Source organism: Mesorhizobium sp. RCAM 06353 (assembly GCF_059683585.1).
This window is the reverse complement of sequence record NZ_CM185031.1, coordinates 4908675-4932834: the sequence shown is the minus strand read 5'-3', so window position 1 is coordinate 4932834 and position 24160 is coordinate 4908675. Positions and strand designations below refer to the sequence as shown.

Annotated in this window: 25 protein-coding genes and 1 pseudogene; 20 read left to right on the top strand and 6 right to left on the bottom strand. The window is 61.7% G+C overall.

The genetic code is table 11. The features are described 5' to 3' along the window. The first annotated feature begins 127 nt into the window (after positions 1 to 127). On the top strand, positions 128 to 367 hold the full coding sequence (locus AC56QX_RS23750) for a lipoyl domain-containing protein (RefSeq protein WP_477439082.1): 240 nt from the start codon (positions 128 to 130) through the stop codon (positions 365 to 367). 69 nt (positions 368 to 436) lie between these two features. Next, positions 437 to 823: a translational machinery protein gene (locus AC56QX_RS23745; RefSeq protein WP_497110971.1), complete on the top strand. Its 387-nt coding sequence runs from the start codon at positions 437 to 439 to the stop codon at positions 821 to 823. A gap of 107 nt (positions 824 to 930) precedes the next feature. On the opposite strand, the gene AC56QX_RS23740 is transcribed toward AC56QX_RS23745, so the two are convergent. Beyond that, positions 931 to 1224: a c-type cytochrome gene (locus tag AC56QX_RS23740; RefSeq protein ID WP_497117857.1), complete on the bottom strand. Its 294-nt coding sequence runs from the start codon at positions 1222 to 1224 to the stop codon at positions 931 to 933. Between the two features lie 73 nt (positions 1225 to 1297). Further along, on the bottom strand, positions 1298 to 1564 hold the full coding sequence (locus AC56QX_RS23735) for a phasin family protein (RefSeq protein WP_497117856.1): 267 nt from the start codon (positions 1562 to 1564) through the stop codon (positions 1298 to 1300). Between the two features lie 331 nt (positions 1565 to 1895). On the opposite strand from AC56QX_RS23735, the gene AC56QX_RS23730 reads away from it, so the two are divergent. The 5 genes from AC56QX_RS23730 to AC56QX_RS23710 all read left to right on the top strand — a co-directional run bounded on the left by AC56QX_RS23730 (position 1896) and on the right by AC56QX_RS23710 (position 5901). Then, positions 1896 to 2720: a universal stress protein gene (locus tag AC56QX_RS23730; RefSeq protein WP_497110970.1), complete on the top strand. Its 825-nt coding sequence runs from the start codon at positions 1896 to 1898 to the stop codon at positions 2718 to 2720. A 136-nt stretch (positions 2721 to 2856) separates the two neighbouring features. Beyond that, the gene (hemA, locus tag AC56QX_RS23725; protein ID WP_497110969.1) at positions 2857 to 4134 is read left to right on the top strand and encodes a 5-aminolevulinate synthase; all 1278 of its coding nucleotides are present in this window, start codon (positions 2857 to 2859) and stop codon (positions 4132 to 4134) included. 176 nt (positions 4135 to 4310) lie between these two features. After that, positions 4311 to 4745, top strand: a complete 435-nt coding sequence (locus tag AC56QX_RS23720) for a DUF2267 domain-containing protein (RefSeq protein ID WP_497110968.1) — start codon at positions 4311 to 4313, stop codon at positions 4743 to 4745. Between the two features lie 3 nt (positions 4746 to 4748). Further along, entirely contained in the window at positions 4749 to 5435 is a 687-nt protein-coding gene (locus AC56QX_RS23715; RefSeq protein WP_497110967.1) for a phosphoribosyltransferase, read from the top strand. 19 nt (positions 5436 to 5454) lie between these two features. After that, positions 5455 to 5901, top strand: coding sequence for a pyridoxamine 5'-phosphate oxidase family protein (locus AC56QX_RS23710; protein WP_497110966.1), 447 nt, complete (start codon positions 5455 to 5457; stop codon positions 5899 to 5901). Positions 5902 to 5977: 76 nt separating this feature from the next. Here AC56QX_RS23710 and AC56QX_RS23705 read toward each other — a convergent pair whose 3' ends face one another. After that, on the bottom strand, positions 5978 to 6814 hold the full coding sequence (locus tag AC56QX_RS23705) for a universal stress protein (RefSeq protein ID WP_497110965.1): 837 nt from the start codon (positions 6812 to 6814) through the stop codon (positions 5978 to 5980). Between the two features lie 173 nt (positions 6815 to 6987). On the opposite strand from AC56QX_RS23705, the gene AC56QX_RS23700 reads away from it, so the two are divergent. Further along, positions 6988 to 7386, top strand: coding sequence for a c-type cytochrome (locus AC56QX_RS23700; RefSeq protein ID WP_497110964.1), 399 nt, complete (start codon positions 6988 to 6990; stop codon positions 7384 to 7386). Between the two features lie 49 nt (positions 7387 to 7435). After that, positions 7436 to 8989: a bifunctional aminoglycoside phosphotransferase/ATP-binding protein gene (locus tag AC56QX_RS23695; protein ID WP_497110962.1), complete on the top strand. Its 1554-nt coding sequence runs from the start codon at positions 7436 to 7438 to the stop codon at positions 8987 to 8989. Between the two features lie 20 nt (positions 8990 to 9009). Here the strand turns inward: AC56QX_RS23695 and AC56QX_RS23690 are convergent, their stop codons facing one another. Then, positions 9010 to 11691 (bottom strand): bifunctional acetate--CoA ligase family protein/GNAT family N-acetyltransferase, encoded by a 2682-nt coding sequence (locus AC56QX_RS23690; RefSeq protein ID WP_497110960.1) that lies wholly within the window; start codon positions 11689 to 11691, stop codon positions 9010 to 9012. A gap of 166 nt (positions 11692 to 11857) precedes the next feature. Here AC56QX_RS23690 and AC56QX_RS23685 point away from each other — a divergent pair, with 166 nt between their 5' ends. From AC56QX_RS23685 to AC56QX_RS23665, 5 genes are all read left to right on the top strand, one after another. Continuing rightward, positions 11858 to 13711 (top strand): heavy metal translocating P-type ATPase, encoded by a 1854-nt coding sequence (locus tag AC56QX_RS23685; protein WP_497110958.1) that lies wholly within the window; start codon positions 11858 to 11860, stop codon positions 13709 to 13711. 28 nt (positions 13712 to 13739) lie between these two features. Further along, positions 13740 to 14189, top strand: coding sequence for a thioredoxin TrxC (gene trxC / locus AC56QX_RS23680; RefSeq protein ID WP_497110957.1), 450 nt, complete (start codon positions 13740 to 13742; stop codon positions 14187 to 14189). A 13-nt stretch (positions 14190 to 14202) separates the two neighbouring features. Then, on the top strand, positions 14203 to 15456 hold the full coding sequence (locus AC56QX_RS23675) for an MgtC/SapB family protein (protein ID WP_497110956.1): 1254 nt from the start codon (positions 14203 to 14205) through the stop codon (positions 15454 to 15456). 85 nt (positions 15457 to 15541) lie between these two features. Continuing rightward, the gene (locus tag AC56QX_RS23670) at positions 15542 to 15928 is read left to right on the top strand and encodes a hypothetical protein (RefSeq protein WP_497110955.1); all 387 of its coding nucleotides are present in this window, start codon (positions 15542 to 15544) and stop codon (positions 15926 to 15928) included. 32 nt (positions 15929 to 15960) lie between these two features. Further along, positions 15961 to 16551 (top strand): NAD(P)H-dependent oxidoreductase, encoded by a 591-nt coding sequence (locus AC56QX_RS23665; RefSeq protein WP_497110952.1) that lies wholly within the window; start codon positions 15961 to 15963, stop codon positions 16549 to 16551. 14 nt (positions 16552 to 16565) lie between these two features. On the opposite strand, the gene AC56QX_RS23660 is transcribed toward AC56QX_RS23665, so the two are convergent. Beyond that, on the bottom strand, positions 16566 to 17549 hold the full coding sequence (locus tag AC56QX_RS23660) for a zinc-dependent alcohol dehydrogenase family protein (RefSeq protein WP_497110951.1): 984 nt from the start codon (positions 17547 to 17549) through the stop codon (positions 16566 to 16568). A 149-nt stretch (positions 17550 to 17698) separates the two neighbouring features. Next, complete coding sequence (locus AC56QX_RS23655) at positions 17699 to 18151, bottom strand: sulfocyanin-like copper-binding protein (protein WP_497110950.1); 453 nt, start codon at positions 18149 to 18151, stop codon at positions 17699 to 17701. A gap of 301 nt (positions 18152 to 18452) precedes the next feature. Between AC56QX_RS23655 and AC56QX_RS23650 the strand changes: the two genes are divergently transcribed. The 6 genes and pseudogenes from AC56QX_RS23650 to arcC form a co-directional block, all read left to right on the top strand. Next, entirely contained in the window at positions 18453 to 18731 is a 279-nt protein-coding gene (locus tag AC56QX_RS23650) for a PepSY domain-containing protein (RefSeq protein WP_056587822.1), read from the top strand. Positions 18732 to 18774: 43 nt separating this feature from the next. Further along, positions 18775 to 19305: a cytochrome b/b6 domain-containing protein gene (locus AC56QX_RS23645; protein ID WP_497110949.1), complete on the top strand. Its 531-nt coding sequence runs from the start codon at positions 18775 to 18777 to the stop codon at positions 19303 to 19305. Between the two features lie 273 nt (positions 19306 to 19578). Then, positions 19579 to 21045 carry an arginine-ornithine antiporter gene (arcD, locus tag AC56QX_RS23640; RefSeq protein ID WP_497110947.1) on the top strand — a complete coding sequence of 489 codons (1467 nt, stop codon included), beginning with the start codon at positions 19579 to 19581 and terminating at the stop codon, positions 21043 to 21045. A 13-nt stretch (positions 21046 to 21058) separates the two neighbouring features. Further along, positions 21059 to 22273 carry an arginine deiminase gene (locus AC56QX_RS23635; RefSeq protein ID WP_497110945.1) on the top strand — a complete coding sequence of 405 codons (1215 nt, stop codon included), beginning with the start codon at positions 21059 to 21061 and terminating at the stop codon, positions 22271 to 22273. Between the two features lie 18 nt (positions 22274 to 22291). Beyond that, entirely contained in the window at positions 22292 to 23293 is a 1002-nt protein-coding gene (gene argF, locus AC56QX_RS23630; RefSeq protein ID WP_497110944.1) for an ornithine carbamoyltransferase, read from the top strand. A gap of 1 nt (position 23294) precedes the next feature. Continuing rightward, a pseudogene (arcC, locus tag AC56QX_RS23625) lies at positions 23295 to 24119 on the top strand (carbamate kinase); the annotation flags it as partial. Between the last annotated feature and the right edge of the window lie 41 nt (positions 24120 to 24160).

The window sequence follows — 24160 nt, the reverse complement described above, 5'->3', positions numbered from 1 at the left end:
CCGCATCAGAAATTGATCGTCGTCAAACGTCTCGCGATTGCAGCACTCTGCGCCGGACGCCGATTGATCGGGATCAAGGACCGTGCCGCGCGAGCGCATATCATTCGGCGGCATAGGGAGAATTGCGATGCACTATATCAAGGTCGATGAAGCCCTGTGGGCGTCCAGCATGTTGCCGGAGGGCATCCTGGAGCGTTGGTTCATTACGAGCGGCGATACAATCAAGGCCGGAGAGCGAATAGCCGAAGTTCGCGTTGAAGACGCGCTGCACGAGATTGTGGCGCCGGCAGGCGGCCGCGCGACGATTGTCGCCACTGCGAATACCGTCATCGAGCCCGGCTCGATCCTGGCAACGCTGGAGTCCTAGCCCGCGTGAGGACGCCTCATCGGGTTGATCGCGCTCATTCCTCAACCATAGCCTCAAGGATGTATCAGTATGCAGACCCAACACGCTGTCGCCTGGCTGGATCATCGCAAAGCCAAGGTGTTTTTCTTCAATCGTGAATCGGCCGAGAGCCTGAGGCTTGCCACCACGCTTGCGCATCATCAGACCCACAACAAGGCAGGCACCGTCGACGGCAAGCGTGCACCGGAAAACCAATCCTTCTATCACGACATCGTCACCGCCCTGCAGCCGGCGAAGGAATGGCTGATAGTGGGGCCGGGATCGGCAAGAGACGAGCTGGCAAAGCATATACGTGACCACCATCCCCACTTGAAGGATCGCATCGTCGGCGTCGAACCTGCCGATCACCCTACGGAGGCCCAGATCGTGGCGCATGCTCGCTCGTTCTTCCGTGCCGCTGACCGGATGTTGCCCTAGCCTGGTCTGCGCCGATTTGCCGGCGCCGCGAACGGTCACCAGATCGACTGCCTCCGCTGTGCAGTGGAGGCGTCAGGCTCGGCCGGCTGCTGCGTCTGCAATCCCTCTCACGGTTGCTGCAAGGTGGTGATGTAAGCGATTATTGCATCGATCTGGTCGGGGCTGGCGATCCACTCAGGCATGTCCGGGTGGCCAGTCGAAATCCCCTCAGCGAGGGCCTCCTCGAGATCGGTGATCGGATAGCTCTTTGACAAGGTGCGAAACGCCGGGGCGTCAGGATGACTGCTCTTGTCGGTTTTTCCAATGGCGTGGCAGCGGGCGCAATTGACCTCCACCAACGCCTTTCCGTGATCCGTCAGGCTATCGGCCGGGGCTGGATGCACATATCCGAGCAGCATCATTGCAAGGGCGGAAGCCGGCAGAAGACGACGCCTGTAAAGGCTGTTCATGTTTGACGACCTCCGCATTGCCGGTCTACGCGACTGTCTTTGCCGCTGCATCCTCGATCGCGGTTCTGGCTTCCTCGCGAACCCGCTTGGCCGTTTCCGAAGCAAGCCTGGAGGTCAGTGTAGCGACCTTTCCGGCTTCGCTGACGTATTGCGATGTCGCATTCTGCAGGAAAGCAGCAAAGATGTCGAAGGCGTCATTGAACTCCGGGCCACTGATAAGATCATCGGCCAGCTTAACGTCCTGTTCGCAACGATGCTTCAGAAATGCCAGCGTTTCGAGGTTATAGCGCATCATCGCCTTGAAGGCGTGCACTTGAAGAGACGCGGCAGCAAGGAAGAACTTCTGGCCATTTCCCGCAATCGGCAACAATTGTGTGCCGAATGAGGAAGGCTCGGGCTGAGTGTGCATTATCGACTACTCCGTTGTGAGGCATGCGAACAAGATCTCCACAGCGCAACGTTGACGCCATTCGTCGTCATGTCCTTGATCAGGATCAACCCTCTGGCCTTGCGGACTGTACGAGCGCCCCGGCACCAACCGGTCTCGTTAGGGTTTGACCCGCATCAAGGTGCTTGCCTCTATTTGATGGCCAAGTCGCGTCAACCGCAGATGGAATGACGCGATGGCTTTCAAGACGATCATGGTTCAACTGGACGTGGACGTAATCGCAGCGCCACGCATCGCGATGGCGTGGGATCTTGCTCAACGGATCGAGGCCGACCTGATCGGCTTCTGCGCCGCCGAGCCGCATTTTGTCCTCCCAACCAGCACTGATGACCAGGCCGCGACCAAGGCGTTGTGGCGCCAGATAGAGGAGATAGAAGGTCGCCTCGACTGCCTGAGGGAGGAATTCCTGAGCATCGTCAACGGCAGCAATCGTGCCTCGTGGCGCGGAGAGGTAGGCAATCCTACGCGCCAACTTGCACTCAATGCGCGTGCCGCCGACCTGATCCTCACTGGCTCGCCGACGGCCGATCTGGTGGTCGACCGTCATCGTGTGCTTGATCCGGCAAGTCTCATCCTTGCGGCTGGCCGTCCGATACTCGTGGCATCGGAACCCCTGGCACCGATCAAGGCCGAAAGCATCTTGATTGCGTGGAATGACACGCGGGAAGCGCGACGTGCCGTCGTCGACGCTATGCCTTTCCTGATCACCGCCAAGGATGTCGTGATCGCCACCGTGGACAATGGGAATACTGGACCCAGGGAAAATGCAGCGGATGTGGAACTCTTTCTGACGCGCCACGGTGTGAAGGCGCGATCCGAAATCTTGGATGCGTGCCGCTCCGAACCGGCGGAAATCCTCCTCCAGATCGGACAGGATATTGCGGCCGATCTCATCGTTCTCGGTGGCTACGGTCATAGCCGGCTACTGGAGAGGACCTTTGGCGGCGTGACGCGTTCTGTGCTGCGCAGCGGATCATTGCATCGGTTCATATCGAACTGAGGAGGTGACACCTCCAAATCGTGGTTTTGACATGAATCAAGGTCTTCCGCTCCCGCAAACGGTTACGTCTAACCTTGCCAAGTTCGGTGTAGCTGATGCCCGCAGCGCAACCGCGAGCAAATAAGGAAATTCGGACATGAACTACCAGCGGTTCTTCGAAGAATCGATCGACCAGCTCCACGCGGAGCGTCGCTATCGTGTCTTCGCCGACCTTGAGCGTATCGCGGGCAAGTTTCCGCGCGCCATATGGCGTTCCAATGGCCGCGCCGAGGAAATCACCGTCTGGTGCTCCAACGATTATCTCGGCATGGGCCAGCATCCCGATGTCATCGCCGCGTTCCAGGAAGCGGCCGGCAAGATGGGCTCGGGCGCCGGCGGCACCCGCAACATTTCCGGCACTTCCAACCCGCTGGTCGAGCTCGAGCATGAGCTTGCCGACCTGCACGGCAAGGACGCCGCACTGGTCTTCACCTCCGGCTTCGTCTCCAACGAAGCGTCGATTTCGACCATTGCGCGGCTTTTGCCCAACTGCCTGATCATCTCGGACGAGCTGAACCATGCCTCGATGATCGAAGGCGTGCGGCGCTCGGGCGCCGAGAAGAAGATCTTCCGCCACAATGACGTCGCGCATCTGGAAAGCCTGCTGCAGGCGGCGGGGCGCGAGCGCGCCAAGCTGATCGTCTTCGAGAGCGTCTATTCGATGGACGGCGACATCGCGCCGATCAGAGAGATCGTCGAACTCGCCGAGCGCTACAACGCCATGACCTATATCGATGAGGTCCATGCCGTTGGCATGTACGGGCCGCGCGGCGGCGGCATCACCGAGCGCGAGGGCCTCGCCGACCGCATCGATATCATCGAAGGGACGCTCGCCAAGGCGTTCGGAACGCTGGGCGGCTACATCACCGGCACAAGTGCCGTCATCGACGCCGTGCGTTCCTATGCGCCGGGCTTCATCTTCACCACGGCATTGCCGCCGGCGATCGCCGCCGCGGCCACGACATCGATCCGCCATTTGAAACGCTCGCAGGCCGAGCGCGACGCGCAGCAGCAGCAGGCGAGCCGGACCAAGCAGATCCTGTCGGCGGCCGGCCTGCCGGTGATGGAGTCGCCAACCCATATCGTGCCGCTGTTGGTCGGTGACCCCGAGCTCTGCAAGATGGCCAGCGATCGCCTGCTCGGCGTGCACGGCATCTACATCCAGCCGATCAACTACCCGACCGTGCCACGCGGCACGGAGCGGCTGCGCATCACGCCGACGCCGTTCCATTCCGACACGCTGATCGCGGGACTGCAGGACGCGCTGGTCGAGACCTGGGATGCGCTGGGCATTCCCTACGGCTCCGCCGGCCGGCCCACTGTCGCCAAGAGCGATCGGATCGTTCCGCTGCTGGTGCAGAAATCCGGAGGCTGAAACCCGCCGCTTGCCCAAACGGTGTTCGTCCCCTTTGCCTGCCGGTCTCCTCGAACTGGTCGAGGCGGCGGTGGAAAACGATCGGGGCGATGCACCTTTGAGCGATTTGATCCTGCTCAATGCTCAAAGCCTTACGATGCCTGACAATGGAGTTCAAATCTTCGAGGAGCATCGCCATGGGGCAAATTTCCCACACATCCTTTGCTGGCTTCACGCACGCTGGCCAGCAGGCGCAACAATGGGTCAAGGAACTCGCCAAGGACCTCTGCTGGAGCGAGCCGAGCGCGTGCCGTCTCCTTAGGTCTGTCCTGCACACGGTGAGGGATTGGCTGTCGCCGGCGGAAATGGCCGATCTCTCGGCGCAACTGCCTGTTTTGGTCCGCGGCATCTATTTCGAAGGCTGGAATCCGTCGGCGCCTCCGCATGAGCGCACGAAGCGCGACTTTGTTATCAGCGTCAGAAACAGTTTCGGCTACGATGAGGAGATCGACTTCGATGTCGCGATCAGTGCCGTGTTCAAGCTTCTCGACCGTCACATTTCGCACGGTGAGATCGTACAGGTCAGAAACTCGATGAAGAAGTCGCTGCGAAAACTGTGGCCGGTGGATTGACCGATGTTCCGCGACCGGGAAGAGGCTGGAGTGAAGCTTGGCCTGGAACTGAGCAGGCTTCAACTGCATCAGCCCATCGTACTGGCATTACCGCGTGGCGGCGTGCCCGTCGCAGTGGAAGTGGCCAGGGCCCTCAACGCTCCTCTTGACCTGCTTGTCGTCCGCAAGGTCGGCGCCCCGGGCAATCCCGAGCTGGCTGTTGCCGCAATCGTCGATGGCGACCCTGGTGAGGTCGTGTTGAACCGTGAGATTGTCGAGACCTATGCACTCGACGAAGGCGAGCTACGTGTCTTGATTGCAAATGAGCGTCCTGAACTCGAACGCCAGCGCGCTGCCTATCGCGGGAAGACCAAACCGATCTCGATCGCGGGAAAGACCGCGATCATCGTCGATGACGGTGCCGCAACCGGTACGACCATGAAAATCGCGATCCGCGCCCTCAAGCGCCGGTCACCAAGGGAAATTGTCGTGGCAATTCCCGTTTCACCGCAAGAGACGGTCGCCGCGCTGGAGCAGGAAGCGGACCGTGTGGTCTGCCTTAGTCAGCCAGGACAGTTCCGGGCCTTGGGCCACCACTATCTACGGTTCCCGCAGCTCTCTGACAACGACGTTGTCTCCGCTATGGACGCGGCTGCCCAGCTGTACAAAACTGGCCTGCGACACGTTTCCGGCCTAGTTCAAAAGCCGTGAAGAACAGGAGATCGCACTGATGCAGATCCGCACGCTTTCTGCTTTGGAATGTACCAAATTGCTGACGGCCAATCGCGTTGGCCACCTGGCATGCGCGAAGGACGGGCAACCCTATGTCGTGCCCTTCCACTACGCCCATTCGGACGCTCATCTTTACGCGTTTTCAATGCCGGGGAAAAAGATCGAATGGATGCGAGCCAATCCGCTGGTGTCCGTCCAGGTCGATGAACATGGCCAGGGGCGAGGATGGAGAAGCGTCGTTGCCGACGGCCGATACGAAGAACTGCCTGACCGGATCGGCCACAAGCTTGAGCGGGATCATGCCTGGTCGGTCTTGAGCAAGCACTCCGACTGGTGGGAACCCGGTGCACTCAAGCCCATCGTTCCTCCCTCAGCCGACAGTGCGCCGCACGTTTTCTTTCGGATCCTGATCGAGCAGGTGTCCGGACGAGAAGCAAGCGAGTAGTCGCCCCATCAAATCTTGCGAGACATGAAAAGAGCCGGCGCAATCTGCACCGGCCCTTTTTTCTGTCGTTGAATTGCTATCGCGCCATCAAGACCGGCAGCGATTGCCCCTCGAGCATCGACTTGGTGACCCCGCCGAAAATCCGCTCGCGCAACCGGGAATGACCATAGGCGCCCATGACCATCAGCTCGGCCGCAACGTCGCCGGCATGCTGGCGAAGCACGTCGGCAACCGAATGGTTCGCGCTCGGCAGCCGCTCGACCGTAACCTTCACGCCGTGCCGGGCAAGATAGGCGGCGGCATCGGCTCCAGGCTCCGCACCGTGATGGAATTCGTCCTCGATCGGGTCGACAATAACGAGGTGAACCTCTTCGGCGCCTTTCAGCATATCGAGCGACTCGCGGACGGCCCGCGACGACTCAAGACGGGCGTCCCAAGCGACTAAGATGCGTTTCGGTTTCAGCGTCGGGCGCGAGCCCTCGGGAACGAGCAAAATGGGCTTTCCCAATGAGAACAGCGTGCCCTCGATGACTTTATCCTTCAGCCTATGGCTTGCCAGCAGATCTGGTCCGAGAATGGTCAGATCGGCGTAGCGGGCACGCCTTCCGATGACGTCGTCCGCCCATCCCATGTCGGGATAGTCGTCGCTCAGATCGGCCGATACGGCGGTCTGGGAAAGAAAGCCGGCGACGTCGGAAATTCGTTTCTCGAGCCTTTTCAGCTCGGCCTGACGTTCCTCCAGCCAGGCTGGTGAGACGACGGCAGCATACTCACCACTTGATGGCGGTGCGGCCAGCTCGAGAACGAGCACGGAGAGATGGGCGCCGATCTGTTCGCACAGCGAGGCGGCTAGCTTTAGATCGCCCTCACCCTGGTTAGGTCCGGTAACCGTAAGCAGTGTCTCGAACGCCATGATGGCAACTCCTGATTTCGATTGAAGGATCAGTCGCGGTTTCAGTAATTAGCGAGGGCGCCCGATGCGTTCGTTGCGCTGAATCAAACACAGTGACTGACGGCATTTGATCCGTGTCAACGCACTGCCAAAGCAAGGCTTTAGATTTCAGCCAAACAATCGGGGAAACACACATGAGATTCCTGATCACGGCGGCTCTGGCAGGATTGGCTTTCAATGCGGCCGGCGCCCAGGAACTTGGCGACGGCAAGGCCGAATACATGAACTCATGCGCCGTCTGCCATGGTCCCGAAGGCAAGGGCGATGGCCCGTTGGGCGACGAGCTGTTGAAGCGGCCGAGCGATCTGACGCGCCTCTCCAGGCGCAATGGCGGCGAATTCCCTTACTGGCGCGTTTATGCCGTGATCGACGGTCGCGCCATGGTGCCGGCGCATGGCGAGCGCGACATGCCAGTGTGGGGCAGCCAATTCCTGCCTGCCGACGTGAAGAAATATGGCCCGAACGCAGGCGAAATCGTCACCAGGGAACGCATCCATGAGTTGGCAGGTTATGTCCAGACATTGCAGCAATGAGCGCAGATCGCGGAAACGAATTTTCCAAGACACACTGGGAAGGCCGGCCATGATCGTCGATGACCAGCAAGCCGCTGCCGCGTTTCTGCTTGATCCTGCTACCCATGGCGCGGTTGGGCCCGTCGAGGCGATCGAGACTCACATTTCGCGTATTTTCCTCGTTGGCGAACGCGCCTACAAGATGAAGCGGGCGGTCAAGCTGCCTTATGTCGATTTCTCGACGCCGGCACTGAGGCTGGCCGCTTGCGAGAAAGAGGTAGAACTCAACTCGAAAACCGCTCCCGGCCTCTATCTGGGGGTGCGTCGCATCACGCGAGAAGCCGACGACAAATTGGCTTTTGACGGCACCGGCCAAATGCTCGACGCGGCGATCGAGATGATCCGCTTCGACCAGTCGAAGCTTCTCGATCGAATGGCAACAGCGGGACAATTGACGCCGGCGCTGATGACCGCCGTCGCACGGATGATCGTAGGATATCATCGCGCAGCACCGGAGGTCCACAATGGCACCGGCTCGTTCAATTTGATGGGCGTGCTCGACATCAACGAGGCCGGCTTTGGCACCAGCCATGTTTTTGCGAAACGGGAGATCGAGACGTTTGCCGGGGCCTTCCGCACCGCACTTGCCCGGCATGCCGGATTGCTAGACCGCCGGGAGGCCGCGGGCAAGATCCGCCGGTGCCATGGCGATCTGCACCTGCGCAACATCTGCCTTTTCGATGGCGAGCCTCGCCTCTTCGATTGCATCGAATTCAATGACCAGATCGCCAGCATCGATGTTCTGTACGATCTTGCCTTCTTGTTAATGGACCTTTGGCATCGCGGCTTCCCCCAGCTCGCCAATCTTGTGATGAACCGCTATCTCGACGAGGCCGACGATGAAGACGGTTTCATCCTGCTGCCGTTTTTCATGGCCGTGCGGGCTGCCGTGCGCGCCCATGTCACCGCAACGCAGGTCGAGGAAGGCAGCGCCGACAGCGACAAGCTGATTGCCGAGGCGAGATCCTATTTCGAACTCGCCCTGACATTTCTCCAGGAAACAGAACCGCGGCTCGTTGCCATCGGCGGCCTCAGTGGTTCCGGCAAGACGACCATTGCCGAGGCGCTCGCTGCCTATGTTGGAGCGCCGCCCGGCGCACGCATTGTCGAAAGCGACCGTATCCGCAAGGCAATGCACGGCGTGCCCGCCGAGACCAGGCTGCCGGACAAGGCCTATCGACCTGAGGTGTCCGAACGGGTCTATAACGAAATGGCATGGCGCGCCGGCCTGATCCTCTCCGAGGGCGGCTCCGTTGTCGCAGATGCGGTTTTCGACAGACCGGCCGATCGTGAGCGGATTGAAAAGGCAGCGCGCGACCGAGGTATTGCATTCTCCGCTTTCTGGCTGGAGGCGGATCCACTCGTCCTTTGGCAGCGGGTCAATGAACGCAAGGGCGGCCCCTCGGACGCCACGATAGATATCCTGTCGCGGCAATTGCAGCGCAAGGCCAGCCAGGCCAGTTGGCGCAGGACCGACTCCGACCGACAACTCGTCGACATTGTCTCCGAATTGAGGAGATGTTGCGTGCACGATGCTTCCGAGATCCTGCGCACAGCGTCCTGACTGGGTGCGGACGATCAATCTCAACTGAGTTCGAGCTTGGCCTCGACAAGGCCGGGCTCGTTCGGAAGATGCGTGATCGAGAAGCCAAACTCGCGGCACATGGCCAGCATCTTGCTGTTTTCGCTCAGCACGATGCCTTCGATGCGGCGGATACCATCCGCTCTTGCATAGTCGACGATCTGGCTGAGCAATTCCCAACCCAGGCCATGCCCCTGCAAGTCCGTCCGCACCAGCAAAGCGTATTCGGCGCTGACATGATCGGGATCGCAAGATAGCCGGCTGATGCCCGCCAGCGCGCCAGTGCTCGTGTCCAATGCGACGAAAGCCATGTTGCGGTCGTAGTCGAGCTGGGTAAGCCGCTTCAACATCTGGTCGGAGAAGCTTTTGCTCGACGACAGAAAACGCAGGCGCAGATCGTCGGGCGAAATCCTGGTGAGGAAACACGGATAGAGCGCGATGTCGGCCGGTTTGATCGGCCGGATGTGATAACGCCTGCCGCCCACCGAAAACTCTTTTTCCCAACCCGACGGATAAGGCCTGATGGCAATCGCCGGGTTGGGCCCAGGCTCCTCAACGCGTTCCGGCTCGATCTCGATGCGGGCGTCGAGCGCAATCACGCCGGTGGAATCGGCGAGCAACGGATTGATGTCCATCGAAACGAGGCACGGAAAGTCGACGATCATCTGCGACAGGCCGTTGAGCGCGCCGATGATCGCCTGCCGATCGGCCGGCTTGCGATCGCGGAATCCGGCCAGCAGGCGGCCGATCCGCGTTTGCCCGATCAGGTCACCGGCAAGAACGTCGTCGAGCGGCGGCAATGCAATCGCTGTATCGTCCATCACCTCGACGGAGACTCCGCCGGCTCCAAACAGAATGGCCGGCCCGAAGATCGGATCCCGGCTCATGCCGAGAATGAGTTCCTGCGCCTGCTTCCGCACCACCATTGGCTGAATGGCATAGCCTTCAATATCGGCTTGCGGTGCGTGCTTACGCACGCGCGCCTCGATTGCGCGTGCTGCCTCCCCTGCGGCAGTCGCAGTAGCTATGCCAAGCACCACCCCGCCAATGTCCGATTTGTGCGAGATCACCTTGGACAGCAGCTTGACGGCGACCTGCTCGGACGTCTTGAGGAGGCGGCTGGCGGCCGCCTCCGCTTCGGCAGGAGATCTGGCGACGATCGTTTCGGGTACCGGGATGCCGTAGGCGGAAATTGCTGCCTTGGCTTCGGGCTCGGTCAGCATTCGCCGCCCTTCCCCCGCGACCTGCCTGAATATTGCGAGCACGGCGTCTCGGTCGCTCGTGACGTCCTCGCTGCGGCTCGACGGGGTGCGCATCAACGCCCGCTGGGCTCGCGACCATTCGCTGAGGTAGGAGACGGCCGTTGCGGCATCCGCTGGCGTCTCGAAGCTGGCAATACCGGCATCCTGAAGAACACGTCGCCCTTCGCGCGCCGTGTGTTCGCCAAGCCAGCAGGTCAGGACAGGTTTGCCACCAATCTTGCCGTCCTGCGCGAGCGCCGCCGCCGCGCTTGCCGCAGCAAGCGGCGAGCCGAGCCCAGTCGGGCAGTTCATGACCAGGACAACGTCGGTTCCGGCATCGGCCGCGACGGCCACGATCGCCGCCTGATAGCGCTCTGGCGGGGCGTCGCCGATAATGTCGACCGGATTGGCGCGGGACCATGTGCTCGGCAGGACGGCATCCAGTCGGGCGATCGTTTCCGGCGACAATTCGGCCAGTTCTCCATTGCCTTCGACGAGTTGATCGACGGCAAGCACGCCGGCGCCGCCGCCATTGGTGACGATGCCGACCCGGGTTCGTTCTAGCGGAACGAAACGAGCGGTCGTTTCAACCGCATCGAACAACTCAGTGAGACCTTTGACGCGCAGTATGCCTGCCCGCAGCAACGCCGCATCGACGACGCGATCGGCCCCCGATAGCGCGCCGGTATGGGTCGCGGCCGCTTTGGCCGATTGTTCGTGCCGACCCGATTTTATTGCGATCACCGGCTTGATCCTCGCCGCCGCACGAGCGGCTGAGATGAACTTGCGCGGATTGGGAATTGTTTCGAGATACATGACGATAGCGCGGGTGTGCGCATCGCCCGCCAGCATGTCGAGACAATCTCCGACGTCCACGTCCGCCATGTCGCCCAGGGAGACGATTTGGGAGAACCCGACATTGTTGTCGGCAGCCCAGTCGATCAGCGATGTGGCAATGGCGCCGGATTGCGACAACAGCGCGATGTTGCCGGGCTTGGCGGCCATATGCGCAAATCCGGCGTTGAGCTTCATCGGCGGGATCATCAGCCCGACCGTGTTCGGCCCGATGATGCGGAAGAGCGTGGGCTTGGCAGCGTCCAACATCGCCTGGCGCAGGCCATTTTCGCGCGTAACCCCGGCGGTGATCACGACCGCCGCCCGTGTGCCCTTTTCAGCAAGGTCGCGCACGATGCCGGGAATTGTCTCGGGCGGCGTGACGATGACACCAAGGTCTGGGACGTCAGGCAGATCGGCCGCCTTGGGATAGCATTGCCGATCTGCGACTTCGGAGTATTTCGGGTTGACCGGCCAAATGTCGCCCTCGAAGCCACCGCTGACGATGTTGTCGAAAACGACATGGCCGACGGAGCCTTCGCGCACCGACGCACCGAAGACAGCAACGGACTTCGGGGCGAACGCATGTTCGAGATTTCGGATCGTCACCCCTCATGCCTCCTGTTCGTAGCGATGATCGCCGGTCGATCTTGCCCGTTCGTTGCGTTGGATCAAAGCGTTCTCTGGTTCTCGCTATTAGCTGTTGCCCGAGTTCGACGCGCCCCGTCAGCGCTGACGAAAATTGGCGAGCATCGATCAAATCGAAGGGCATCGCATGAACGAGTCCACCTTGCGACGCGCATTGCTGGTCATTGCCATCTTGGGTCTCGCCGTTGGGATCGGAGTTTGGCGAACCGGGCTCGGCCCCCTTGAAGCCAACACGATCTGGACGGTGGCGACCTTGCCCGTGGTGGCGGCTCTCGCCATCTCTATCCTGCGTGATTTCTGGATCGGCCGCTTCGGTGTCGATGCGATTGCGCTGGTGTCAATGTCCGCCGCCCTGCTGCTCGGCCAGCCCTTGGCGGCGGTGGTAGTCGCGATCATGTATGCCGGCGGCACGGTGCTTGAGGATTTCGCTCGCGGCCGCGCGGAACGGAACCTCAAGGCATTGACCGACCGATCGCCGCGTGTCGCCCACCGAACGTCAACGCTGGGGACAGAAACCATCTCCGTCGAGGACGTTGATGTGGGCGACGAGCTTCTGGTCCGGGCCGGCGAACTGCTCCCCGTCGACGGCATCCTGCTCGATGCTTCGGCCTCCCTCGACGAGTCCGCGGTGAGCGGAGAACCCCTGCCGGAACGGCGCAGCGCAGGCGATGTGCTGCGCAGCGGCACCGTCAATGCGGGCGAGACCTTCAGCATGCGGGCTTCTGCCCTCGCGGAGCAGAGCACTTATGCCGCGATCGTTCGCATGGTCGCTGCAGCGCAGACCGCGAAATCCCCGTTCATCCGAATGGCCGACCGCTTCGCCCTGTTCCTTCTGCCAGTCACATTGCTGGTCTCCGGTGCCGCCTGGTACATCTCCGGCGATCCAATCCGGGCGCTGGCCGTACTGGTCGTCGCGACACCCTGCCCGCTCATCCTCGCCGCGCCTGTTGCCTTCATCGGTGGCGTCTCGCGCGCCGCGCGTGCCGGCATCCTGATGAAAGGCAGCACGGCGCTGGAGGCGCTTGCGCAAGTCCAAACCGCGATCTTCGACAAGACGGGGACCTTGACCATCGGCGGCGCCGAGCTCATCGAAATCGAGGCCGCGCCCAGCCGTGACGCGAACCATCTGCTGCAGCTTTTGGCATCCCTGGAACAGGCCTCGCACCACGTGCTCGCCGACTCGATTATCCGGGCGGCGCGCGGCAAGCAACTGGTGCTGTCGCATCCGCGTGATGTCCGCGAGCATCGCGGTGCCGGCCTGAAGGGTCGGGTCGAAAACATGTCTATTGCCGCAGGATCGCGGGCTCTCGTGCTCGCCGACAAGCCATTGCCCGACTGGGCGAAAAGCGGCGAAGAAAAATACCGGGACGAGCCAGTACTCAGGGTTTTTGTAGCACTAGGAGGTCGACTTGCCGGTGTCTTCACTTTCGGCGACGCCCTGCGTCTTGATGCGCACGATACACTCGGCAGACTGCGCTCTGCCGGCATAACGCGCATGGTCATGCTCACAGGCGACGACGGCGTCGCAGCCAAGCGCACCTCAGTCTTGCTCGACCTCGACGCCCTAGTCGCCGATGCGACCCCTGCCGAAAAAGTCGCGACCGTCGAAGCAGAGAAAGCCTCGGCACCGACGATGATGGTCGGCGACGGCATCAACGATGCCCCTGCGCTTGCGGCGGCAACGGTCGGCGTCGCTATGGGCGCACGAGGTGCGACCGCCTCCTCCGAGGCGGCGGACGTCATCGTCCTGACCGACAGGCTGCTGCCCGTCGCCGATGCGGTTCGGATTGCACGGCGAACGCGATCGATCGCCTTGCAGAGCATCATCGCCGGGCTGGTGCTGTCGGGGTTGGCAATGATCGCAGCGGCCATGGGGCAGATCACGCCGGTTGCCGGAGCGCTGCTTCAGGAAGGGATCGACGTAACGGTTATCCTCAACGCGTTGCGCACCCTTGGCGATGGGCATCTGTGGCGCGCATAGTGATCGAGAACAAAATCGGTGAATGGCTTTGGCACAGCAAAATCTGGTGGTTTGCAGCAAATGTGGTGGGGTCAACCGCCTGCCGCCCGCCCGCAATGCCAGTGAGGCAAAATGCGGAAAGTGCGGGACCAGGCTGTTTTCGGGGCATCCCGATGATGTCGACGCCGCTGGTTTCGAGCATCAGATCGCGCGCAGCAGCCTGCCAGTTGTTGTCGACATCTGGGCACCTTGGTGCGGCCCCTGCAAGATGATGGCGCCAGCCTATGAAGCGGCGGCAAGTGAACTGGAGCCGCATGTTCGCCTGATCAAACTCAATTCCGAAAATGAGCAGGCCGTCGCGGCAAGGCTAGGCATTCGCGGCATCCCGACGATGATCCTGTTCCATGGCGGGCGCGAACTTGCACGCACATCTGGGGCAATGACGGCAGGCCAGATCGTCAGGTGGGTTCGCGACCGCCTGCCGACTGTGACCGCCTGAAGTCGTCGCGCCAATGGACCCGCTCATCGCCCGGCTTGGACTGGCCCTCGCAATAGGTCTTCTTGTCGGCTTGGAGCGTGGTTGGCAGGAGCGGGATGCGCCCGATCGCAGTCGTACAGCTGGCATCCGGACATTCGGCATATCCGGCCTGCTTGGTGGCGTGCTCGCGGCGCTGGCCAGTGCACTAGGCTCGGTATCGGTGCTGGTCGGCGGCTTCATCGCCTTTGCGGCAATCTTTGCCTGGTACAAAGCGCGCGAGGCTGCCCATGACGAGGATTTCAGTGTCACCAGCGTGATCGCGGGCCTGGGCGTTTTTGCCCTTGGCGCGCTTTCCGTCGCCGGCGATTACCGTGCTGCTGCTGCCGGTGGGGCGGCACTGGCGGCAATCCTAGCCAGCCGCGAGGTCCTGCATGGTCTTTTGAAGCGACTGACCTGGGTCGAACTCCGGTCGGCTCTGATTCTTGCGGTGATGACGGCGATCGTCTTGCCCCTGCTGCCAAACCGGACAATGGACCCGTGGGGCGGTTTCAATCCTTGGGAAGTCTGGTTCCTGACGGTTCTGATGGCCTCGATTTCGTTCGCCGGCTACGTGGCTGTTCGCATTCTGGGAAATACACGTGGTCTACTGGTCAGTTCGCTCACCGGTGCAATCGTCTCTTCTACAGCGGTGACCTTGGCGCTTGCCCGCAATGCCGCGTCGGCAAGCAATCTGCTGCCGCTCGCCGGGGCGGCATCCCTGGCTGCAATGGTTTCGGTGCTCCGCGTCTGCGCCGTGGTTCTGATCGTCGAGCCAAGCGTGCTCGCATCGGTCGTCATTCCGGCGATTGCCGCAGCGCTTGCCTTCGCTGTCTGCGGCGCATTGCTGCTGACTCGTGACAGCGGGAACGGTGAAGGCAGCGCGATCGCGCGCAATCCATTCGAACTAGGCCCGTTGCTGCTCTTCGCCTTGCTCTTTGCCATCGTCGCGACCGCAAGTGCCGGGCTGGCCGCTCAATTCGGTGGGCGCGGTCTGCTGGCGAGTTCGGCGCTGGCCGGCGCATTCGATGTCGATGTCTCGGTGCTTGGCGCGTTGCGCCTGGTCAAGCATTCCGTGTCCGTCGAGACCGTGGGCCAGGCCGTGCTCGCGGCGCTGGCGGCAAACGCGATCGGTCGCCTGTCGCTCGCAGTATTTGCTGGTCCGGTCAGGTTCTGGTTGCCACTGGCCGTCACAACACTGATCGCCGCGGCCATGGGCATCAGCGCCCTGCTGTTGCTCGGTCCTGGATAGAAGTGCTGTGCTCGGGCGTTCTTTGATGCGGATCAAGGGCTAGGTCCCGCCACCGCTCTATGAAACTCCGTAAAAGGAGCTCGCCATGACCAGTTTGAAGGACCTCACCCCGAAATTCCGCAATGTCCGACTGCTGCTCGCGCGTGAAAAGGGCCACCCGGAGGGCGACCGTGAAGAAGGCTATGACGTGCTGGCTCCGTTGACCGGCGAAGGCCGGATCGATGCCGACGAATGGAAATCGCACAGGGCCTCTTGCCGTGTTCGCCGCTTTCGCACCGGCGAGGAGGATTTGATCGGCCGGCTGAGGCGCAAGCCCGGCGGGCAGTGGTATTTCGACTACGCCGAAGGCGATCGCGATGACGAAATCGGCTTTCATCTCGGCGACGAACGGTTCGTGACCGGTGAGTATGTGTCGATCGAGCGCAACGGCGCCATGCACACCTACCAGGTGGCGAGGGTCGAGCGGCCCTGACGCGGCAACGCCAGGCTCCCTGGGAGTAGACCATGTCGCGACGTATCTTGATTGTGGTCGGCCATCCCGACCCGTCCCCGGACCGGCTCCGCCGCGGTCTCGCCAGGGCCTATGGCGAGGGCGCGGAGAAGGCGGGGCACGCCGTCCGCCGGGTCGATCTGGCGGCGATCGATTTTCCGATGCTGCGGACAATGCAGGAGTTCGAGCACGGTTCGATTCCCGATGAGCTGAAGGACGCAGCCGAAGCGATCGTCTGGGCGGAGCACATTGTATTTGTCTTTCCTCTGTGGCTTGGGACCATGCCGGCCATGCTCAAAGCATTTCTGGAACAGGTCATGCGGCCGGGAACGGCCTTTGCCTATCCGGACAAGGGCGGCGGCTTCACCAAGACATTGCTTCGCGGCCGCTCCGCGCGCGTTGTGGTGACGATGGGCATGCCCTCCGTTCTTTACCGGCTATGGTTCCTTGGACACGGCATCGCCGGCATGAAGCGAAGCATCCTGCATTTTGTCGGCATCAGTCCGGTGCGCGAGACCTTGTTCGGCATGGTCGCCGGCGCCAGCGATGCGACCCGCGCGAAGTGGATCAGCCAGATCCGAAATCTCGGCGAGCGGGCCAGATAATCTTCAACTGTCAATCACGGCACCAGGACGGCGGCGCCGCTCAATCTGCCTTGCCTCAAATCGTCCAGTGCCTGATTGGCCTGTTCCAGCGGGTAGATTTTGGTGTGGGTGCGTACCTGCGCGCGCTTGGCAATGGGGAAGAACTCTCCGGCGTCGCGGCGCGTCAGGTTTGCCACCGATACCAGTTCACGCTCTTCCCAGAGCAACTCGTAGGCCATTGCCGGAATGCCGCTCATGTGGATGCCGCCGCAAACCACCCGGCCGCCCTTGCGGACGGCACCAAGCGCGATCGGCACCAGGTCACCCACAGGAGCGAAGATGATCGCGGCGTCGAGCTGCTTGAGCGGAAGTTGATCCGAACCGCCCGCCCAGGTCGCTCCAAGCGAGCGCGCGAAATCCTGTGCTTGCTCGTCACCGGGCCGGGTGACAGCGAAAATCTCACGGCCTTGCCAGATCGCGACCTGAGCGACGATATGCGCGGCGGCGCCGAAGCCGTAAATCCCGAGCCGCTTGCCGTCACCGGCCTTCTTCAGGCATCGCCAGCCGATCAGGCCGGCGCAGAGCAACGGCGCCACCGATATGGGATCGGCATCCTGGTCCAGATCGAAGGCGAATTGGGCGTCGGCAACGACATGGCTGGCAAAGCCGCCATCGCGTGTGTAGCCCGTGAAATCTGGCTGATCGCAAAGATTTTCATCTCCTGTGGCGCAGTAGGGACAATGCCCGCAAGTGTGCCCAAGCCATGGCACACCGACTCTCCGCCCGATCCTGGAACGCGCCACGCCCTTGCCCACGGAATCGACGATGCCGACGATTTCGTGACCGGGAATCAGCGGCAATTTTGGATGACGCAGATCGCCATCAATGACATGCAGATCGGTCCGACAGACAGCGCATGCCTCGACCTTCAACCTGATCTCACCCACCCCCGGTAAGGGGTCGGATCTGTCGACCAGTTTCAAGGGAGTGCCGATGCTTTCGAGCACCATTGCTCTCATGACGCGCTCCATGTTGCCCCGGAAACAAACGAAGCCGACTACGATCCACTTCCTCCGCTATAGCGACATCAGGCGATGGGATGCGATCCCGGCAAGCTTTCGAAAGCTGCGACACGTCACAGGCTCTTGGCGCTGCCTTGTTCTGGGGTTTATGGATCGACGGTGAACTCGGCCCACATTCCGGCGCCAAAGTGACCTGGAACGTTGCAGATAAGCAGGTATTTTCCAGCCTTCAGTTCGACGGTCAATGTGCCTGATTTGCCGGGATCGAGCTCCGAAACTTCGCCCTTGTCGCCAGCCTTGTCTTCGTCGACCCGGTTCTCGGCCTCGACGTAAGGAAGCGGCTTGCCCGGATCGGCAAGGTACATCACGATCATTTCGTGAACGGTGTCCTTGGAGTCGTTTTTCACATTGAATGTGACCTCCCCGGCTTTCACCGCACCGGGCAAAACCTTGATGCCCATGGTCGCCTTGGCGAGATCGAGTCCTGGCGTTGCATAGGCAAGACCCATCGGCATCTCCGTACTCGCGCCCTTGTCCCAAAGCGAGACCTGGACAAGCGCGGCAGCCTGGGCAGCACCAGCACTGCCGGCCATGAGCATTGCGGCAGCAAGCCCGAGCGCTGCTCTTCTCGATATGGTTTTCATGACGGTCCTCCTTCAGGACGGCAGCAGAAGCGCTCCGCATCCCGGCAATCATCCTGCTCGTGGCGTCACCCGCCGTCCTTGCGCCAGATCAAACTGACCGGCGAGCCCGACCAGCGGCGCCGATGCAGCTGTCAGCCAGTTGTCAGGTTGAATTGGTTATGCCGCACCAATGACGGTCATATCGCCGTCTGATCGAATCGATCGAAATCCACCCCCAAGGCGCATCGCCGCGCCCAACCTCCCGAATGGAGCCATCATGTATCGCACACTCGTCCTCGCCGCTCTTGCTGGCATGATTGCAGGACCGGCGCTCGCCGCCGGCGGCAGCTGCAGCACCGCCCCGAAATCACAGTTCAAGCCCAAGGCAACCCTCGAGGCGCAATTGACCGGCGAAGGCCTTACCGTCCGCCAGATCAAGGTCGAGAAGGGTTGTTACGAGGTCTACGCGGTCGACAAGGCCGGCAAGAAAGTGAATCTGGCCTACAATGCCGAGACCCTTGAAAAGCTCGACAATGCCGAAGCCGGCGAGAACTGATCGAAACGTTTCCATAGCCGCGGACGCGCAACCATCGCCGGAGATGGTGCGCGTCTGGGACCGGGTCGTGCGGAGTTTCCACTGGGCGCTTGTGCTCAGCTTCGTCACGGCCTGGCTCACCTCCCATTCCTCCGAGGACATTCACCATTGGGCCGGCTACACCGCTGCCGCGCTGGTCGCAATGCGGCTCTTATGGGGCGTTCTGGGCACGCCCTATGCGCGGTTCTCTCAATTCGTGCGCGACCCGGCGACGGTGCTGCGCTATCTCTCGGCAATACTGAGCGGTCGCGAAGCCCGCTACATCGGCCACAACCCGGCCGGTGGCGCAATGGTGGTCGTGCTGATCGCGGCGATGGGGTCAACCGCACTGACCGGTTGGCTGATGACGACGGACGCTTATTTCGGCGTGTCGTGGGTCGAAACGGCGCACAGCCTGAGCGCGCACGGCTTACTTGTGCTGATCCTTTTCCATATAGGCGGCGTCGTGCTGGCAAGCTTTCGCCATCGCGAAAACCTGGTACGGGCCATGATCACGGGGAGAAAACGCAAAGCCGAACCGGCGGACATCGCCTGACGACCTACCAATAGACCAAATCCGATTTGCGCCCCGGCCGATTTCGGGGGCGCAAGTCGGTCGCTCCTTGTTCAACATTTCCCTGGAAGCGCGCGATGCGACATGGGCGGAGCGGACAAAGATAAGAGCAGGTATTGGTGCGGCGACCCAGAAACCGGAACACCAACGCCACTCTTCTTATTCAGCAACCGCTTATTGACCCGCGTCAAAGCTGCCGGCCCGTTCTTCCTGTTCATTGCCTCCCATCAGAGCCTTCAATTTGGGGAGAGCATCATGACTACGGCTGATTTCAACATCCCTGTTGCGAAAGTCGCGACCGCGGCGCCAGCGAAACTTCGATTGGGGTCCCTGACCGCATTGGTGATCGGCTCGATGGTCGGCTCCGGCGTGTTCAGCCTACCGCAGAATATGGCGGCTGGTGCCGGTCCTCTTGCAATCCTGATTGGCTGGGCGATCACAGCTGTAGGCATGCTGGCGCTGGTCTTCGTCTATCAATCGCTTGCAACCCGCAAGCCCGAGCTCGATGCCGGTCCCTATGCTTATGCCAAGGCCGGTTTCGGACCCTTCATCGGCTTCAACAGCGCCTGGGGCTACTGGATCAGCGCCTGGGTCGGCAACGTCTCCTACGCGGTCATCGTGTTCAGCGCCCTGTCCTATTTCTTTCCGGCCTTCGGCGATGGAAACACTTGGCAAGCGGTGCTCGGCGCATCGATCCTGCTGTGGCTGATCCATGTCCTTGTTCTGGCCGGCATCCGGCAGGCTGCCGTAGTCAACCTCATCGTCACGGTGGCGAAGATCGCACCGATCGTCCTGTTCGTCGGGGTTGTTGCCGTCGCCTTCAAACTGCAGGTCTGGTCTCTCGACTTCACGGGTCTCGGCAGCGCCAATCTCGGCTCGATCACCGCACAGGTGAAAAGCACGATGCTGGTGACCCTATGGGTTTTCATCGGCATCGAAGGCGCCAGCGTCTTCTCCGGCCGTGCCGAGCGACGCAAGGACATCGCTACGGCGACAGTGCTCGGCTTCTTCACCTGCCTGGCGCTCTACGCTCTGGTGTCGCTGCTGTCGCTCGGCATCCTGAGCCAACCCGAACTCGCCGCGCTGAAGAACCCGTCCATGGCCGGTGTCCTGGAGGCGGTTGTCGGTCCCTGGGGTGCCATCCTGATCAACATCGCGCTTGTCGTGTCCGTGATCGGCGCCTTCCTGAGCTGGACGCTGCTGGCCGCCGAAATTCCGCATGCCGCCGCCAAGGACGGCACGATGCCCAAATTCTTCGGCCATGAAAGCGACCGCGGCGTACCCTCGATTTCGCTCCTGATCACCAACCTGCTCGTCCAGGCCTTCCTGGTGATCACGCTCTTCGCCCAGAGCACCTATCAGGCATTGTTCTACATTGCGTCGGCCGCGATCCTGGTTCCTTACATCTTTTCCGGAGCTTACGCGGCCAAGCTCGCATTGACCGGAGAGAGCTACGAGGGTGGCGAGCAGCGCATCGGGCCGCTTTTTACGGGGTTGCTGGCAACGGTCTACGGACTGTGGCTCGTCTACGCGGCGGGGCCCGCATACCTGTTCATGTGCGCCATCCTCTACGCACCCGGCATCATCTTCTACATCTGGGCGCGCCGCGAAACCAATCAGCGTGTGTTCCATCCTGCCGAAGCGGCCCTCGCCGGAACCCTCATCGCTGTCGCCATCCTCGCCGTCTACGAGATGTGGACCGGCGCCGTCAGCGCGCTGTGAGGGGACCGGTTCGATGACAAGTCTCGGTGTTCACTCCGAAGTCGGCCGACTGCGCGAGGTTATGGTCCATCGTCCGGACCTCAGCCTGCGCAGGCTCACACCGGAAAACTGCAAGGCGCTTCTCTTCGACGACGTGCTGTGGGTCAAGCGAGCTCGCCAGGAACACGATGTCTTTGTCGATGCCTTGCGCGAACGCGGCGTGCTGGTGCATTCCTTCGGTGAGCTCTTGGCTGAGACAATGCGCCTCGCCAAGGCCCGCGACTGGCTTCTCGACCGCCGGGTCCATCCCGGCGTCGTCGGGCTCGACATGGTCGACGAAATGCGCGGATGGCTCAACGAGATGCCGCCGGAGCAATTGTCGTCCTACCTTGTAGGCGGCATTGCCCGGGCGGAGCTTCCTTTCGAACCCAAGGGCCTGACCGGAAGGACGCTCGCGCCCCAGGATTTCGTGCTGCCGCCTTTGCCGAACCAGCTGTTCACCCGCGACAGCTCCTGCTGGGTCTACGGCTCGGTCTCGGTCAATCCCATGTACTGGCCCGCGCGGCGCCCGGAAGCGGCCAATGTCGAAGCCGTCTATCGCTTCCATCCCCGCTTTCGCGACAGCGGCATGCCTTTTGTGTCGCCAGACCTGGGCACCGGCACCAGCCTTGAAGGCGGTGATGTCATGCCGATCGGGGGTGGAACGGTTCTCGTCGGCATGGGCGAGCGCACCACGCCGCAAGCGGTAGGCGATCTCGCGCGCAACCTGTTTGCTGCCGGCGAAGCCACCCGCGTGATTGCCGCCTTGATGCCACGGGACCGCAGTTTCATGCATCTCGACACCGTCTTCACCTTCTGCGATCGCGATCTTGTCACCTTGTATCCGCCGGTGGTCGACCGGTTATGCACCTTCTCGCTGCGGCCGGGCGATGGAGAGGCGGCGGTCGAGGTCACCGATGAGACAAAACCATTCACGGCCGTGGTTGCCGAAGCCCTTGGACTGAAATCGCTGCGCATCATCGCCACCGGCGGCGACCGCTACGAGGCCGAGCGCGAGCAATGGGATGACGGCAACAATGTCGTGGCAGTCGAGCCTGGCGTGGTCATCGGCTACGACCGCAACGTCTACACCAACACGCTGCTGCGCCGCGCCGGGATTGAAGTGATCACGGTCGAAGGCGCCGAACTCAGCCGCGGTCGCGGCGGCGGGCACTGCATGACCTGTCCGATTGTCCGCGACCCGATCTGACCCGAAAGGAAATTTTCCATGTCGATCAATCTTCACGGCCGCTCCGTCCTGACCCTGGACGATCTCACGGCCGACGAGATCCGCTTTCTTCTCAAGCTGGCGGCCGACATGAAGGCCGCCAAGCTCGCCGGGCACGAGATTCCGCGTCTTGTCAGAAAAAACATTGCGCTGATCTTCGAGAAGGATTCGACGCGCACGCGCACAGGGTTCGAGGTAGCTGCCTATGACCAGGGCGCTCACGTCACCTATTTCGGCCCCACTGGCAGTCATATCGGCCACAAGGAATCCATGAAGGACACCGCTCGCGTCCTCGGCCGTATGTATGATGCGATCGAATATCGCGGTTTTGGCCAGCACCAGGCCGAACTGCTTGCCGCGCATGCCGGCGTGCCGGTCTACAATGGTCTTACCGACGAGGCACATCCGACGCAGATCCTCGCCGACCTCATGACCATGCGTGAATTCACGCATAAGCATCTATCGGACATGACCGTCGCCTTCGTCGGTGAGGGTCGGGATAATGTCGCGCTGTCACTGGCGCTTGGAGCTGCCAAGGTCGGCATAGACATGCGCATCGCTTCCCCGAAAGAGCTCTGGCCGGACGAGGAATTCTGCGCCCATGTTCAGGACCTAGCGCAGCGTAGCGGCGGCCGCTTCCGCCTCGACGAAGACGTGACAGGCTGCGTGCAGGATGCTGATTTCATCTACACCGACGTCTGGATGTCGATGGGCGAGGACAAATCCGGCTGGGCCGAGCGCATTCGCCTTCTGACGCCCTACCGCGTCACGAGCGAGGTGATGGCTGCCGCCGGCAACCGCCACGTCAAATTCATGCATTGCCTACCGGCATTCCACGACACCGATACCGAGATCGGCGCCTTCGTTGCGAAGGAATACGGCATCGACTGCATGGAGGTCACCGACGAGGTGTTCGAGTCGGCCGCGTCCATCGTCTTCGACCAGGCCGAAAACCGGATGCACACGATCAAGGCCCTGCTCGTCGCCACGATCGGCAACTGAGATGCTTATCGTCGTTGCGCTCGGCGGAAACGCACTGCTGCGCCGTGGAGAACCGATGACGGCCGGGAACCAGCGCGCCAACATCGTGCGCGCCGCGGCTGTATTGGCGAATCTGGTCGACGCAGGGCACTCGATTATAGTCACTCACGGCAACGGTCCGCAGGTGGGGCTTCTAGCCCTGCAGGCAGCGGCCACTTCGGACGGCGGCACATTTCCGCTGGACGTGCTTGGCGCCGAGAGCGCCGGTATGATCGGCTATGTGATCGAGCAGGAACTCGGCAACCTCCTCAAAGAGAGGCTTTTCGCGACCCTGCTGACACAGGTGAAGGTGGACCCACAAGATCCGGCTTTCGCTCACCCGACAAAGCCTATCGGCCCCGTCTACGATGAGGCAACAGCACGCAGGCTTGCCAGCGAGCGCGGCTGGCAGATCGCGCCTGACGGTGACAAATGGCGCCGCGTCGTGCCCTCGCCCAAGCCGCTGGTGATCCTAGAAGCATCGGTAATCTCGTTCCTGGTCGAGCGCGGCGTGATCGTCATCTGCACCGGCGGCGGCGGGGTTCCGGTGATTGCCCGGGACGACGGCAGTCTTTGCGGCGTGGAGGCCGTTATCGACAAGGATCTGGCAAGCTCGCTTCTTGCTCGCCAGTTGAAAGCCGACATGCTGCTCATGCTGACCGATGTCGACGCCGTCTATGCCGACTATGGCACAGCAGCCGTTCGGGCGCTTCGGCGCGTGAGCCCAAAGGAGCTATCGGGGAAGAATTTTCCGGCCGGCTCCATGGGGCCGAAGGTCAGCGCTGCAATCGAATTCACTGAAGCGACGGGTAAACCTACCGCAATCGGCAAGCTCGATGACGCCGTCGA

What these genes read in the sequence shown, in the direction of transcription:
- AC56QX_RS23750 (WP_477439082.1), top strand. Translation starts at nt 128, where the DNA reads ATGCACTATATCAAGGTCGATGAAGCCCTGTGGGCGTCCAGCATGTTG.
- AC56QX_RS23745 (WP_497110971.1), top strand. Translation starts at nt 437, where the DNA reads ATGCAGACCCAACACGCTGTCGCCTGGCTGGATCATCGCAAAGCCAAG.
- AC56QX_RS23740 (WP_497117857.1), bottom strand. Translation starts at nt 1,224, where the DNA reads ATGATGCTGCTCGGATATGTGCATCCAGCCCCGGCCGATAGCCTGACG.
- AC56QX_RS23735 (WP_497117856.1), bottom strand. Translation starts at nt 1,564, where the DNA reads ATGCGCTATAACCTCGAAACGCTGGCATTTCTGAAGCATCGTTGCGAA.
- AC56QX_RS23730 (WP_497110970.1), top strand. Translation starts at nt 1,896, where the DNA reads ATGGCTTTCAAGACGATCATGGTTCAACTGGACGTGGACGTAATCGCA.
- hemA (WP_497110969.1), top strand. Translation starts at nt 2,857, where the DNA reads ATGAACTACCAGCGGTTCTTCGAAGAATCGATCGACCAGCTCCACGCG.
- AC56QX_RS23720 (WP_497110968.1), top strand. Translation starts at nt 4,311, where the DNA reads ATGGGGCAAATTTCCCACACATCCTTTGCTGGCTTCACGCACGCTGGC.
- AC56QX_RS23715 (WP_497110967.1), top strand. Translation starts at nt 4,749, where the DNA reads ATGTTCCGCGACCGGGAAGAGGCTGGAGTGAAGCTTGGCCTGGAACTG.
- AC56QX_RS23710 (WP_497110966.1), top strand. Translation starts at nt 5,455, where the DNA reads ATGCAGATCCGCACGCTTTCTGCTTTGGAATGTACCAAATTGCTGACG.
- AC56QX_RS23705 (WP_497110965.1), bottom strand. Translation starts at nt 6,814, where the DNA reads ATGGCGTTCGAGACACTGCTTACGGTTACCGGACCTAACCAGGGTGAG.
- AC56QX_RS23700 (WP_497110964.1), top strand. Translation starts at nt 6,988, where the DNA reads ATGAGATTCCTGATCACGGCGGCTCTGGCAGGATTGGCTTTCAATGCG.
- AC56QX_RS23695 (WP_497110962.1), top strand. Translation starts at nt 7,436, where the DNA reads ATGATCGTCGATGACCAGCAAGCCGCTGCCGCGTTTCTGCTTGATCCT.
- AC56QX_RS23685 (WP_497110958.1), top strand. Translation starts at nt 11,858, where the DNA reads ATGAACGAGTCCACCTTGCGACGCGCATTGCTGGTCATTGCCATCTTG.
- AC56QX_RS23675 (WP_497110956.1), top strand. Translation starts at nt 14,203, where the DNA reads ATGGACCCGCTCATCGCCCGGCTTGGACTGGCCCTCGCAATAGGTCTT.
- AC56QX_RS23670 (WP_497110955.1), top strand. Translation starts at nt 15,542, where the DNA reads ATGACCAGTTTGAAGGACCTCACCCCGAAATTCCGCAATGTCCGACTG.
- AC56QX_RS23665 (WP_497110952.1), top strand. Translation starts at nt 15,961, where the DNA reads ATGTCGCGACGTATCTTGATTGTGGTCGGCCATCCCGACCCGTCCCCG.
- AC56QX_RS23660 (WP_497110951.1), bottom strand. Translation starts at nt 17,549, where the DNA reads ATGAGAGCAATGGTGCTCGAAAGCATCGGCACTCCCTTGAAACTGGTC.
- AC56QX_RS23655 (WP_497110950.1), bottom strand. Translation starts at nt 18,151, where the DNA reads ATGCTCATGGCCGGCAGTGCTGGTGCTGCCCAGGCTGCCGCGCTTGTC.
- AC56QX_RS23650 (WP_056587822.1), top strand. Translation starts at nt 18,453, where the DNA reads ATGTATCGCACACTCGTCCTCGCCGCTCTTGCTGGCATGATTGCAGGA.
- AC56QX_RS23645 (WP_497110949.1), top strand. Translation starts at nt 18,775, where the DNA reads ATGGTGCGCGTCTGGGACCGGGTCGTGCGGAGTTTCCACTGGGCGCTT.
- arcD (WP_497110947.1), top strand. Translation starts at nt 19,579, where the DNA reads ATGACTACGGCTGATTTCAACATCCCTGTTGCGAAAGTCGCGACCGCG.
- AC56QX_RS23635 (WP_497110945.1), top strand. Translation starts at nt 21,059, where the DNA reads ATGACAAGTCTCGGTGTTCACTCCGAAGTCGGCCGACTGCGCGAGGTT.
- argF (WP_497110944.1), top strand. Translation starts at nt 22,292, where the DNA reads ATGTCGATCAATCTTCACGGCCGCTCCGTCCTGACCCTGGACGATCTC.